The 12,176-nt window shown below is 59.4% G+C and carries 13 protein-coding genes and 1 tRNA gene; 3 read left to right on the forward strand and 11 right to left on the reverse strand.

Translation table 11 applies throughout. The features are described 5' to 3' along the window. Window positions 1-22: 22 nt before the first annotated feature. The 4 genes from K5K89_RS24065 to trmJ form a co-directional block, all read right to left on the reverse strand. A complete protein-coding gene (locus K5K89_RS24065) occupies window positions 23-1,237 on the reverse strand; it encodes an IscS subfamily cysteine desulfurase (RefSeq protein ID WP_058423378.1) in 1,215 nt (404 codons plus the stop codon). A gap of 50 nt (window positions 1,238-1,287) precedes the next feature. Continuing rightward, entirely contained in the window at window positions 1,288-1,779 is a 492-nt protein-coding gene (iscR, locus tag K5K89_RS24070) for a Fe-S cluster assembly transcriptional regulator IscR (RefSeq protein ID WP_003194020.1), read from the reverse strand. 281 nt (window positions 1,780-2,060) lie between these two features. Continuing rightward, a complete protein-coding gene (gene cysE / locus K5K89_RS24075) occupies window positions 2,061-2,843 on the reverse strand; it encodes a serine O-acetyltransferase (protein WP_058423379.1) in 783 nt (260 codons plus the stop codon). A gap of 2 nt (window positions 2,844-2,845) precedes the next feature. Further along, on the reverse strand, window positions 2,846-3,616 hold the full coding sequence (gene trmJ / locus K5K89_RS24080; RefSeq protein ID WP_092249224.1) for a tRNA (cytosine(32)/uridine(32)-2'-O)-methyltransferase TrmJ: 771 nt from the start codon (window positions 3,614-3,616) through the stop codon (window positions 2,846-2,848). 145 nt (window positions 3,617-3,761) lie between these two features. On the opposite strand from trmJ, the gene suhB reads away from it, so the two are divergent. Then, window positions 3,762-4,577, forward strand: a complete 816-nt coding sequence (gene suhB, locus K5K89_RS24085) for an inositol-phosphate phosphatase (protein ID WP_003175971.1) — start codon at window positions 3,762-3,764, stop codon at window positions 4,575-4,577. Window positions 4,578-4,801: 224 nt separating this feature from the next. Here suhB and K5K89_RS24090 read toward each other — a convergent pair whose 3' ends face one another. From K5K89_RS24090 to queA, 6 genes are all read right to left on the reverse strand, one after another. Next, on the reverse strand, window positions 4,802-5,344 hold the full coding sequence (locus K5K89_RS24090; protein ID WP_015885750.1) for a glycine zipper 2TM domain-containing protein: 543 nt from the start codon (window positions 5,342-5,344) through the stop codon (window positions 4,802-4,804). Between the two features lie 123 nt (window positions 5,345-5,467). Beyond that, window positions 5,468-6,382: a protein translocase subunit SecF gene (secF, locus tag K5K89_RS24095; protein WP_071489244.1), complete on the reverse strand. Its 915-nt coding sequence runs from the start codon at window positions 6,380-6,382 to the stop codon at window positions 5,468-5,470. A 9-nt stretch (window positions 6,383-6,391) separates the two neighbouring features. Then, on the reverse strand, window positions 6,392-8,263 hold the full coding sequence (gene secD, locus K5K89_RS24100; RefSeq protein ID WP_071489243.1) for a protein translocase subunit SecD: 1,872 nt from the start codon (window positions 8,261-8,263) through the stop codon (window positions 6,392-6,394). Between the two features lie 62 nt (window positions 8,264-8,325). Next, complete coding sequence (gene yajC / locus K5K89_RS24105) at window positions 8,326-8,664, reverse strand: preprotein translocase subunit YajC (protein WP_003175975.1); 339 nt, start codon at window positions 8,662-8,664, stop codon at window positions 8,326-8,328. 43 nt (window positions 8,665-8,707) lie between these two features. Beyond that, entirely contained in the window at window positions 8,708-9,823 is a 1,116-nt protein-coding gene (tgt, locus tag K5K89_RS24110; RefSeq protein WP_003175976.1) for a tRNA guanosine(34) transglycosylase Tgt, read from the reverse strand. A gap of 5 nt (window positions 9,824-9,828) precedes the next feature. Then, a complete protein-coding gene (queA, locus tag K5K89_RS24115; protein WP_222540384.1) occupies window positions 9,829-10,878 on the reverse strand; it encodes a tRNA preQ1(34) S-adenosylmethionine ribosyltransferase-isomerase QueA in 1,050 nt (349 codons plus the stop codon). 108 nt (window positions 10,879-10,986) lie between these two features. On the opposite strand from queA, the gene K5K89_RS24120 reads away from it, so the two are divergent. After that, a tRNA-Leu gene (locus K5K89_RS24120) sits at window positions 10,987-11,071 on the forward strand. A gap of 164 nt (window positions 11,072-11,235) precedes the next feature. Here K5K89_RS24120 and K5K89_RS24125 read toward each other — a convergent pair. Next, on the reverse strand, window positions 11,236-11,544 hold the full coding sequence (locus K5K89_RS24125) for a DUF3077 domain-containing protein (protein ID WP_222540385.1): 309 nt from the start codon (window positions 11,542-11,544) through the stop codon (window positions 11,236-11,238). A 328-nt stretch (window positions 11,545-11,872) separates the two neighbouring features. On the opposite strand from K5K89_RS24125, the gene K5K89_RS29085 reads away from it, so the two are divergent. Continuing rightward, complete coding sequence (locus tag K5K89_RS29085; RefSeq protein WP_014717988.1) at window positions 11,873-12,175, forward strand: transposase; 303 nt, start codon at window positions 11,873-11,875, stop codon at window positions 12,173-12,175. Window position 12,176: the final 1 nt, after the last annotated feature.

Genomic DNA, 12,176 nt, shown 5'->3' on the forward strand with positions numbered 1-12,176 from the left:
GCTGCGGTGGCGGCTTCTATAGTTAGTGTGCCGCCCACTCGATCTTGGAAATATCGACACCGTCTTTGTACATGTCCCACAGCGGCGACAGGACGCGCAGCTTGTTGACGGCTTCGCAGACTTTCTGCGCGGCGTAGTCGACTTGCTCTTCGGTGGTGAAACGGCCGAACGTAAAGCGGATCGAGCTGTGTGCCAGTTCGTCGTTGCGGCCCAGGGCGCGCAGTACGTACGAAGGCTCAAGGGACGCCGAGGTGCAGGCCGAACCGGACGAAACCGCCAGGTCCTTGAGCGCCATGATCAGCGACTCGCCTTCGACGTAGTTGAAGCTCAAATTCAGGTTGTGCGGTACGCGGGCGGTCATGCTGCCGTTGATGTACAGCTCTTCAAGGCCTTCGACCTGCTTGTAGAAGCGGTCGCTCAGCGCTTTGATGCGCACGTTTTCGGCGGCCATGTCTTCCTTGGCCACGCGGAAGGCTTCGCCCATGCCCACGATCTGGTGGGTCGCCAGGGTGCCCGAACGCATGCCGCGCTCGTGACCGCCGCCGTGCATGGTGGCTTCGATGCGCACACGTGGCTTGCGGCTCACGTACAGGGCGCCGATGCCTTTGGGGCCGTAGGTCTTGTGGGCCGAGAACGACATCAGGTCGACTTTCAGTTTCGACAGGTCGATGTCGACCTTGCCGGTGGACTGGGCAGCGTCGACATGCAGCAGGATGCCCTTGGAACGGGTCAGCTCGCCGATGGCCGCGATGTCGTTGATGGTGCCGATTTCGTTGTTCACGTGAATCACGGAAACCAGGATGGTGTCTTCACGCAGCGCGGCTTCGATCATGGCCGGGGTGACGATACCGTCGGTGGTCGGCTCGAGGTAGGTGACCTCGAAACCTTCACGTTCCAGTTGGCGCATGGTGTCGAGGACAGCCTTGTGCTCAATCTTGGTGGTGATCAGGTGCTTGCCTTTGGTCGCGTAGAAATGCGCCGCGCCCTTGATAGCCAGGTTGTCGGACTCGGTGGCACCGGAGGTCCAGACGATTTCACGCGGGTCTGCACCCACCAGGTCAGCCACCTGGCGACGAGCGTTCTCGACCGCTTCCTCGGCCTTCCAGCCGAACACGTGGGAACGGGAGGCCGGGTTGCCGAAGTTTCCGTCAACCAGCAGGCATTCGCTCATCTTTTGCGCGACACGCGGATCAACCGGGGTGGTCGCTGAGTAATCAAGGTAAATCGGCAATTTCATGGACTTTCTCCTAAATCAGGCTGGCTGGCGCGCCGTTAGCTCTTCGGCTGTCACTCGACGGCGGACGCTTCGATCTTGTCCAGACGCGGCGCCTTGGTGTTGCAACGGCGCTGGTCCTGACGCTGGGCTACTTCTTGCACCTCACGGCGAGTCACAAGATCAGCCAAGCTGATACCACTCAAAAACTCATGGATCTGCAGGCTCAAGTCACACCACAAGTGGTGCGTGAGGCAGGTGTCGCCGGCATGGCAATCACCCAGCCCCTGGCATTTGGTGGCGTCGACGGATTCGTTGACCGCGTCGATCACCTGGGCCACCTGAATGCCCTGCATGTCGCGGGACAACTGATAGCCACCACCCGGCCCACGCACACTGGAAACCAGGTTGCTGCGACGCAATTTGGCGAACAGTTGCTCGAGGTAGGACAGGGAAATGCCTTGGCGCTCAGAGATATCGGCCAGGGACACCGGCCCAGTTTGCGCGTGCAAAGCCAAGTCGAGCATGGCGGTCACCGCGTATCGGCCTTTTGTAGTCAGTCTCATGGACAAGTACCAAGGTGTTTCAGAATGGGAGCAAGTATGCGATTCCCGAGTATTTAAGTCAACTATAAGACCTAGTACTTTAGTCAGGATTACCCGTAAAAAGGGCGCGCGAATCATAGCAGGATGGGGCGACGACGAACAGCGAGAACAGGGGCGGATGGAGATCGCTGGATCAACGGAGACCAAAATGTGGGAGGGAGCTTGCTCCCGATAGCGGTGTACCAGCCACGAAAGTGGTGACTGACACATTGCTATCGGGGGCCCCCTCCCACAGAACGGCCTCAGCCGGCCTTGGACGCAGCCTCGTCCTTGATTTCGGCGAAGTCTTCTTCGCGCAACTCAGGCAGATCCTTGGCGCAATAGGGGCTACCCAGATCCTTCAACGCACCGCACATGCCCTCCAGCTTGCCGTCCACCGCTTGCAGGTGATCCAGCAACTGGCCGATCGCACGCGCCACCGGGTCCGGCATGTCCTCGCTGACACCATAAGCATCAAAACCGATTTTCTCGGCCATGGCCTTGCGCTTGGCCTCCTGCTCGTCGCCGGCTTCCGGCTTGACGATGATCCGGCCTGGAATACCGACTACGGTCGCGCCCGGAGGCACAGCCTTGGTCACGACAGCATTGGAACCGACCTTGGCACCCGCACCGACGGTGAAAGGGCCGAGGACCTTGGCGCCCGCCCCCACCACCACGCCATCACCCAGCGTGGGGTGTCGCTTGCCTTTGTTCCAACTGGTGCCGCCCAGGGTCACGCCCTGATAAAGGGTGACGTCATCACCAATTTCGGCGGTCTCGCCAATCACGATGCCCATACCATGGTCGATAAAGAAACGGCGCCCGACTTTGGCGCCCGGGTGAATCTCAATCCCGGTCAACCAACGACCGAAGTTCGACACCAGCCGCGCCAGCCATTTCCAGCCCATGCCCCACAGGGCACCGGACAAGCGGTGAATCCAGATGGCGTGCATGCCCGGGTAGCAGGTCAGCACTTCAAAGGCGTTGCGCGCCGCCGGGTCACGGTGGAAAACACTCTGGATATCTTCTCGCAGACGCTCGAACATTTTTAATCCTTCCGCTTAAGAAGCTCGCCACGGGCCGCTTTCTGGGTTTCCGTGAGGATGCCACGCAATATATTCATTTCCGCCCGGCTGACCGAGCTGCGTCCGTAAAGGCGACGCAGGCGCGCCATCAAGTGCCGTGGTTTTTCCGGATCGAGGAATTCGATGGCCACCAGGGTTTGCTCCAGGTGCTCATAAAACCGTTCCAGCTCGTCCATAGTGGCCAGTTCGCCGCTTTTGGTCGAGGCAACCTCGTCCTTCTCTACCTTGCTCGGCTGGCCAGCAGCGGCCAGCCAGGCCATGCGCACTTCGTAAGTCAACACCTGCACCGCTGCCCCGAGGTTCAGCGAGCTGAACTCGGGGTCTGATGGGATGTGCACGTGGTAATGACATCGCTGCAGCTCTTCATTGGTCAGACCGGAGTCTTCACGACCAAACACCAAGGCGATTTCAGCACCACCAGCGGCCTCTTCCACCACCTTGGTGCCGCACTCACGCGGATCCAGCAGTGGCCAGGGGATGCGACGGTCACGGGCGCTGGTACCAAGCACCAGATTGCAGCCGACCAAGGCGTCTTCCAAGGTGGCGACGACCTGGGCTTTTTCAAGCAGGTCATTGGCGCCGGATGCACGGGCATCGGCCTCGTGATGCGGGAACACGCGCGGGTCGACCAGCACCAGGCGCGTCAGCCCCATGTTTTTCATGGCTCGCGCCACCCCGCCGATGTTGCCGGGATGACTGGTATTGACCAGGACGACACGAATGTTTTGCAGCAAGGGAGGCGCTCTCGGACACGGGAAAGGGGAGCAAATCTTACAGAACAGCCTAAGGTTATGCCATGAAAGCTAACGTCGTCCTTCACCTGAAGAAAGTTTCTGCTAGAATGCTCGGCTTTCTTTAACAACCTTAGGTGACACATCCATGCAGCCCATGCTGAATATCGCGCTGCGCGCCGCCCGCAGCGCCAGTGAATTGATCTTCCGCTCCATCGAGCGCCTGGATACCATCAAGGTCGACGAAAAAGACGCCAAGGATTACGTATCCGAGGTTGATCGCGCCGCCGAACAGAAAATCATCGACGCCCTGCGCAAGGCCTACCCTACCCACGGCATCCTCGGTGAAGAAACCGGCCTGCATAAAGGCAGCGGCGAAGGCGAAGACTACCTGTGGATCATCGACCCACTGGATGGCACCACCAACTTCCTGCGCGGCATCCCGCACTTTGCCGTGAGCATCGCGTGCAAGTACCGTGGTCGCCTGGAACACGCCGTTGTACTCGACCCCGTCCGCCAGGAAGAATTCACCGCCAGCCGTGGCCGTGGCGCCCAGTTGAACGGTCGTCGCCTGCGCGTCAGCGGCCGCACCAGCCTGGACGGCGCCCTGCTGGGTACCGGCTTCCCGTTCCGTGACGACCAGATGGACAACCTGGAAAACTACCTGGGCATGTTCCGCGCCCTGGTTGGCCAGACCGCCGGCATTCGTCGCGCTGGCGCAGCAAGCCTGGACCTGGCTTATGTGGCCGCCGGTCGTTTTGATGCGTTCTGGGAGTCGGGCCTGTCCGAGTGGGACATGGCGGCAGGCGCTCTGCTGATCCAGGAAGCAGGCGGCCTGGTGAGCGACTTCACCGGTGGCCACGACTTCCTTGAAAAAGGCCACGTGGTTGCCGGCAACACCAAATGCTTCAAGGCAGTACTGACGGCGATCCAGCCGCACCTGCCGGCTTCGCTGAAGCGTTAAGCGAGCGAGCACAAAAAAAGCACCCCAAGGGGTGCTTTTTTTATGCCTGGGATTTGAGGTTTGCCGCGACTCCAGCAACAACACAAATCAATTGTGGGAGGGGGCTTGCCCCCGATTGCAGTGGGTCAGCACCTAACAAGCTGACTGATCCACCGCTATCGGGGGCAAGCCCCCTCCCACATTTTGAACTCACATAATTTTTTGCATCTATACCAGGCTTGAGATTACTGCTGGTTCTGGCCCAGCACCAAGCGGCCTTCCTTGTCGACCGGAATCTGGCCGCCTGGATCACGGTCCATACGCACCGAGCCTTCCTTGCCATCCAAGGTGTAACGCACGTCATAACCGACAACCTTGTCGCTGATGTCGTTGACGGTGTTACAACGGGTTTGCGTGGTGGTGTAGGTATCGCGGTTCTGCATACCTTCCTGAACCTTGTTACCGGCGTAACCGCCACCCACCGCACCGGCTACCGTAGCCAGCTTCTTGCCATTACCGCCACCGACCTGGTTGCCGAGCAGGCCACCGGCCAGCGCACCTACAACAGTGCCGACGATCTGATGCTGATCCTGCACCGGCTTCTGCCGGGTCACGGCGACGTCCTTGCAGACCTCGCGCGGGGTTTTGATCTGGGTTTTCACCGGCTGCACTGCCAGCACTTGCGCATACTCAGGGCCGCTTTTTACCAGGCTGTAGGTGGCAACAGCACCCCCGGCAGTCACACCGACAGCACCCAATACCGCACCAACCAGTAACGACTTGTTCACGTGAACCTCCTGACCATCACAAACGGATCGAAAGATCCGCGCTATACCCAGCCTTGGAGCAAAAAAAAAGGCACGAGTTCAATACTCGTGCCTTCTTTGTAACAGCAGATCAACAAGCGCCCATCAAGGACGGTCGTCGACCTCCTTGCCAGTGCTGGCCGGAGGGATCAGGTCTTCGCTGTTGAGGTTCAGCCAGATCAGCACAACGTTGGCGATGTAGATCGAGGAATAGGTACCCGCCAGTACGCCGATGAACAGCGCCAGGGAGAAGCCCCACAGGTTGTCGCCACCGAAGATCATCAGCGCCGCAATCGCCAGCAGCGTGGAGATCGACGTCGCCATGGTGCGCAGCAGGGTCTGCGTGGTGGAGACGTTGATGTTCTCGATCAGCGACGCCTTGCGCAGTACGCGGAAGTTCTCACGAACCCGGTCGAATACCACGATGGTGTCGTTGAGCGAGTAACCGATGATCGCCAGCACAGCCGCCAGTACGGTCAGGTCGAAGGTCACCTGGAAGTACGCCAGGATACCCACGGTCACGATCACGTCGTGGATCAGCGACACAATCGCGCCGACACCGAACTTCCACTGAAAGCGGAACGCCAGGTAGATCATGATGCCGACCAGCGCCATCAGCATGCCGAGGCCGCCCTGGTCGCGCAGTTCTTCACCGACTTGCGGGCCGACGAACTCGACGCGCTTGACCGATGCCGGGTTGTCGCCGCCGACCTTCTGCAAGGCCTCCGCCACCTGGTGACCCAGTTGCGGGTCTTCGCCCGGCATGCGCACCAGCAGATCCGTGGTCGCACCGAAGCTCTGCACGACGGCTTCGTGATAGCCGGCCTTGACCAGCTCGTTGCGCACCAGGGTAACGTCGGCAGGCTTCTCGTAGGTCAGCTCGATGAGCGTACCGCCGGTAAAGTCCAGACCGTAGTTCAGGCCCTTATGGAACCAGCTGAACAACGCCAGAACGGTAAGGAGCACGGTGACGCCGAACGCAACGTTGCGAACGCCCATGAAGTTGATTGTACGTAACATGGCAGCCCCTTAAATCCACAACTTCTTGAAGTCACGCCCGCCAAAGATCAGGTTGACCATTGCGCGGGTCACCATGATGGCCGTGAACATCGAGGTAAAGATACCGAGGGACATGGTCACCGCAAAACCTTTGACCGGGCCGGTGCCCATGGCAAAGAGAATCCCGCCGACCAGCAACGTGGTCAGGTTGGAGTCGAGAATCGCGGTAAATGCCCGGCCGAAACCTTCGTTGATTGCACGCTGTACGGTCATGCCTGCCGCGATCTCTTCACGGATCCGCGAGAAGATCAGTACGTTGGCGTCTACCGCCATACCCATGGTGAGTACGATACCGGCGATACCTGGCAGGGTCAGTGTAGCGCCCAGCAGCGACATCAGGGCCAGCAGCATCACCATGTTGCCCGCCAGGGCCACGGTGGCGATGATGCCGAAGAAGCGATAGATGGCGATGATGAACAGCGACACGAACAGCATGCCCCACAAGGCTGCATCGATACCCTTGGTGATGTTGTCGGCACCCAGGCTCGGGCCGATGGTACGCTCTTCAGCGAAGTACATCGGCGCCGCCAGGCCACCGGCACGCAGCAACAGGGCCAGCTCAGACGATTCACCCTGGCCGTTCAGGCCGGTGATACGGAATTGAGCCCCCAGCGGCGACTGGATGGTCGCCAGGCTGATGATCTTCTTCTCTTCCTTGAAGGTCTGGACCGGTACGTCTTTCTCGACGCCGTCGACCATTTGCTTGGTGTAAGTGGTGACCGGGCGCTGCTCGATGAAGATCACCGCCATGCTGCGACCGACGTTGCTGCGCGTGGCGCGGCTCATCAGGTCGCCGCCATGGCCATCCAGACGGATGTTCACTTCAGGCGTACCGTGCTGCGAATCGAAACCGGCCTTGGCGTCGGTGACCTGGTCACCGGTGATGATCAAGCCACGCTCGATCAATGCAGGAGGACGGTTGCCTTCGCGGAATTCGAACTCTTCGGCCGTGGCGCGGGTAGCACCCGGCTCAGCCGCCAGACGGAATTCCAGGTTGGCGGTCTTGCCCAGGATACGCTTGGCTTCAGCCGTGTCCTGCACGCCCGGCAGTTCAACCACGATGCGGTTGGCGCCCTGGCGCTGGACGATCGGCTCGGCCACACCCAGCTCGTTGACGCGGTTACGCACCGTGGTCAAGTTCTGCTTGATGGAGTATTCACGGATTTCCGCGATCTTGGCTGGCGTCATCGCCAGGCGCAGTACAGGCTGACCATTGAGGTCGGCCGGTACGATATCGAAATCGTTGAAGTTCTTGCGCACCAGCGCACGGGCCTGTTCGCGGGATGCTTCGTCAGAGAAGCCCAGCTGGATGGCGCCGTTGATCTGCGGCAGGCTGCGATAACGCAACTTCTCTTTGCGCAGCAGGCTCTTCACATCGCCTTCGTAGACTTTCAGGCGCGCGTCGAGGGCTTTGTCCATGTCGACTTCCAGCAGGAAGTGCACGCCACCGGACAAGTCCAGGCCCAGCTTCATCGGGTGCGCGCCAATGCTGCGCAGCCATTGTGGCGTGGTCTGTGCCAGGTTGAGCGCGACCACATAGTCGTCACCCATGGCCTTGCGCACGACATCCTTGGCCGGCAATTGGTCTTCTGCCTTGGTCAGGCGCAGCAAACCGCCTTTCGCACCAGCTGCCAACGTTGCCGCCTTGACCTGGATACCCGCGTCGTTGAGCGCTTTGCTCGCGCGTTCCAGATCAGCCTGATTGACCTGCAGCGAAGTGCTGGCGCCAGTGATCTGGATCGCCGGGTCATCAGGATAGAGATTGGGAGCGGAATAAATAAAACCGATCGCCAGCACCGCCAGGATCAGTACGTATTTCCACAGAGGGTATTTGTTCAGCATCACGCCGCCCGCTTATAACGCGGGGCGCCTTGCGCGCCCCGTCGATTGGTAAAGGTTGTTACTCAGATCGCTTTGAGCGTGCCTTTTGGCAGCGTGGCGGCGATGGCGCCCTTCTGGAACTTCATTTCTACGGTGTCGGAAACTTCCAGGACCACGAAAGCATCGGAAACCTTGGTGATTTTGCCGGCGATGCCGCCAGTGGTCACCACTTCGTCGCCTTTTTGCAGGCTGCCGAGCAGGTTTTTCTGCTCTTTGGCGCGCTTGGCCTGTGGACGCCAGATCATCAGGTAGAAGATGACCAGGAAGCCGACCAGGAAAATCCACTCGAAACCACCGCCCATAGGACCGGCAGCGGCAGGCGCAGCGGCATCAGCCATGGCGTTAGAGATAAAAAAGCTCATTTAGCACTCCAGTTGCAAATAGTGAATCTTAGGGTCGGAAAACTCAGTCCAAGGGCGGCACAGGGAGCCCGCGCTTGGCATAGAAGGCATCGACGAAGGCGGCCAATGTACCCTGTTGAATAGCCTCGCGCAAACCAGCCATCAGGACTTGGTAGTGACGCAAATTGTGGATGGTATTCAACATGCTACCCAGCATTTCCCCGCACTTGTCCAGATGGTGCAGATAAGCACGGGAGAAGTTCTGGCAGGTGTAGCAGTCACAGGTGGGATCCAGCGGCGAATCATCATGGCGATGGAACGCGTTACGGATCTTCAGCACGCCTGTATCGATGAACAGATGCCCATTGCGGGCATTACGGGTTGGCATCACGCAATCGAACATGTCCACACCGCGGCGCACACCCTCTACGAGATCTTCCGGTTTGCCAACGCCCATAAGGTAACGAGGTTTGTCAGCGGGCATCAGGCCCGGCAGGTAATCCAGCACCTTGATCATCTCGTGCTTGGGCTCGCCCACCGACAGACCGCCGATGGCCAGGCCGTCAAAGCCGATCTTGTCGAGGCCTTCCAGCGAGCGCTTGCGCAGGCTTTCATGCATGCCGCCCTGGACGATCCCGAACAGCGCCGCCGTATTGTCGCCATGGGCGTTCTTCGAGCGCTGGGCCCAACGCAGCGACAACTCCATGGAAATCCGCGCGACGTCTTCGTCTGCCGGGTACGGCGTGCACTCGTCGAAAATCATCACGATGTCGGAACCCAGGTCGCGCTGCACCTGCATCGACTCTTCCGGGCCCATGAACACTTTGGAACCGTCAACCGGCGAGGCGAAGGTCACGCCCTCTTCCTTGATCTTGCGCATGGCGCCCAGGCTGAACACCTGGAAACCACCCGAGTCGGTCAGGATCGGGCCCTGCCACTTCATGAAGTCATGCAGGTCGCCGTGCTTCTTGATCACTTCCGTGCCCGGGCGCAGCCACAGGTGGAAGGTGTTGCCGAGGATGATCTCGGCGCCGGTGGCGACGATGTCACGCGGCAGCATGCCCTTGACGGTGCCGTAGGTGCCCACGGGCATGAAGGCCGGGGTCTCGACGGTGCCGCGCGGGAAAGTCAGGCGACCACGACGGGCTTTACCGTCGGTGGCGAGCAATTCAAACGACATACGACTCATAGTTGTTCCTCTGGGCCGCGTGGCGCCGGGTTACGGGTGATAAACATCGCATCACCGTAGCTGAAAAAACGGTACCCATTGTCGATGGCGGCTTGATAAGCGGCCATGGTCTCGGGGTAACCGGCAAATGCCGACACCAGCATCAACAGCGTGGATTCCGGCAAATGGAAGTTGGTGACCAGGCAATCGACCACATGGAACGGCCGACCTGGGTAGATAAAGATATCGGTATCGCCGCTGAACGGCTTGAGCACGCCATCACGCGCCGCACTCTCCAGGGAGCGCACGCTGGTGGTGCCCACCGCGATCACCCGCCCGCCACGCGCCTTGCACGCAGCCACGGCATCCACGACGTCCTGGCTGACTTCCAGCCATTCGCTGTGCATATGGTGGTCTTCGATGTTATCCACACGCACCGGCTGAAACGTCCCGGCCCCCACGTGCAGGGTCACATAGGCGGTTTCGACGCCCTTGGCCGCAATCGCATCCAGCAGCGGCTGGTCGAAATGCAACCCGGCCGTCGGCGCGGCAACGGCGCCCAGGCGTTGGGAGTACACCGTCTGATAGCGCTCGCGGTCCGAGTCTTCGTCGGGGCGGTCTATATAAGGAGGCAACGGCATATGGCCGACACGCTCCAGCAGCGGCAACACCTCTTCGGCGAACTTGAGCTCGAACAGCGCATCATGGCGCGCCACCATCTCGGCTTCGCCACCGCCATCAATGAGGATGGAAGAGCCCGGTTTCGGCGACTTGCTGGAGCGCACATGGGCCAGCACGCGATGGTTGTCCAGCACCCGCTCCACCAGGATTTCCAGCTTGCCGCCAGAGGCTTTCTGGCCAAACAGCCGCGCCGGAATCACCCGGGTATTGTTGAACACCATCAAGTCGCCTGGGCGCAAATGCTCAAGCAAATCAGTGAATTGACGGTGTGCGAGGGCACCGCTCACCCCGTCCAGGGTCAGCAGTCGACTGGCGCGACGCTCGGCCAAAGGGTGGCGAGCGATCAGCGAATCAGGGAGCTCAAAAGTAAAGTCAGCAACGCGCATGATGGGGTTCGTCTAGCAGGGCCGGGAAGTCTAGCGGAAATAGTCAAAATTGACCATGAAACGTGATTGACCAACGGTAATCACCTCTCTATACTTCGCCGCCATTGAGCCCTGATGGCGGAATTGGTAGACGCGGCGGATTCAAAATCCGTTTTCGAAAGGAGTGGGAGTTCGAGTCTCCCTCGGGGCACCATCTTAAAAAAAGACCTTGAAATTCAAGGTCTTTTTTTTCGCCTGTAGAAAAGTGGCACCAGCGGATTCATCCCCCACCGCCCACTTCCAACCTGAAACACAGTCCAAATGTGGGAGCTGGCTTGCCTGCGATTGCGGCAGCCCCAACACCGTCAAACCACCTGCCTATACCTCAACCGAATCCCCCTCCTCCGCCACCCCATTCGGCAACATCCCATTCGCCAAATCATCCACCACCGCCTTCGCCATTTCCCCCAAATAATGCGCCGCCCAGGCATAGCGATCTGCGCCTTTGTCCATGGCTGCATCCAATGCCAGCATTTTTGAACAATGGAGAAGCTCGGAGGCATGCTCAAGGGCATCGCGAATGGGTACGCCGGAATTGACGCGGAATAGGTGGTGAAGGCTGGGCTGTTTGCCGCAGTTGGAGAAGGTGATGACGCCGAGGGTTTTGTTGAGAGGTGGGTTGATCATTGGGCACCTCCCAAGTGGGCGGAGGTGTGGGTTGTGGGATTGCGAGGGTACGACCTATCAGAAACGCTCATTGCTTAAGCTCCTAATGTAGAGAGCTACCACGTTCGTTTCTCATGCGAATGGGTGGCAGCTATGCGCGGGCTGAGAAACCGGGACAATAGGAACCCGGCAGACCCGAAGGTCTCCCACGCATAGCCACCATGACACAGACATGCGGGCACAAAAAAGCGCCAACAGTCTAATGGATGGTGGCGCCTTGAACTGGCCTAATGATTTTGGACACTTCAATCGGGCGCTATGATAGCGCCCAAATCTGAGGTGTTTGGATATGCGTAAATCTTATTCGAGTGAGTTCAAGCTCAAGGCTGCCAGCATGGTGCTGGATGAAGGTCAGCCGGTTACCGAGGTCTGTGCCAGCCTGGATATTGGTCCTACTGCTCTGCGCCGTTGGGTCGATCAAGTGCAAAAAGAACGCTTGGGCTCGACTCCGGTGGGAGCCAAGGCAATTACCGCTGATCAACGAGAGATCCAGAGACTCAAAGCCCTGCTCAGGGAGAAAGACCTGGACATTGAAATCTTAAAAAAGGCCAGTGCTCTCCTGCTTTTGGACGCCAAAGATCATTCACGCTGAT

This window comes from Pseudomonas sp. DR208 (assembly GCF_019823005.1).
Taxonomy (GTDB): Bacteria; Pseudomonadota; Gammaproteobacteria; order Pseudomonadales; family Pseudomonadaceae; genus Aquipseudomonas; species Aquipseudomonas extremorientalis.

What these genes read in the sequence shown, in the direction of transcription:
- K5K89_RS24065 (WP_058423378.1), bottom strand. Translation starts at nt 1,237, where the DNA reads ATGAAATTGCCGATTTACCTTGATTACTCAGCGACCACCCCGGTTGAT.
- iscR (WP_003194020.1), bottom strand. Translation starts at nt 1,779, where the DNA reads ATGAGACTGACTACAAAAGGCCGATACGCGGTGACCGCCATGCTCGAC.
- cysE (WP_058423379.1), bottom strand. Translation starts at nt 2,843, where the DNA reads ATGTTCGAGCGTCTGCGAGAAGATATCCAGAGTGTTTTCCACCGTGAC.
- suhB (WP_003175971.1), top strand. Translation starts at nt 3,762, where the DNA reads ATGCAGCCCATGCTGAATATCGCGCTGCGCGCCGCCCGCAGCGCCAGT.
- secF (WP_071489244.1), bottom strand. Translation starts at nt 6,382, where the DNA reads ATGTTACGTACAATCAACTTCATGGGCGTTCGCAACGTTGCGTTCGGC.
- secD (WP_071489243.1), bottom strand. Translation starts at nt 8,263, where the DNA reads ATGCTGAACAAATACCCTCTGTGGAAATACGTACTGATCCTGGCGGTG.
- yajC (WP_003175975.1), bottom strand. Translation starts at nt 8,664, where the DNA reads ATGAGCTTTTTTATCTCTAACGCCATGGCTGATGCCGCTGCGCCTGCC.
- tgt (WP_003175976.1), bottom strand. Translation starts at nt 9,823, where the DNA reads ATGTCGTTTGAATTGCTCGCCACCGACGGTAAAGCCCGTCGTGGTCGC.
- queA (WP_222540384.1), bottom strand. Translation starts at nt 10,878, where the DNA reads ATGCGCGTTGCTGACTTTACTTTTGAGCTCCCTGATTCGCTGATCGCT.
- K5K89_RS24125 (WP_222540385.1), bottom strand. Translation starts at nt 11,544, where the DNA reads ATGATCAACCCACCTCTCAACAAAACCCTCGGCGTCATCACCTTCTCC.
- K5K89_RS29085 (WP_014717988.1), top strand. Translation starts at nt 11,873, where the DNA reads ATGCGTAAATCTTATTCGAGTGAGTTCAAGCTCAAGGCTGCCAGCATG.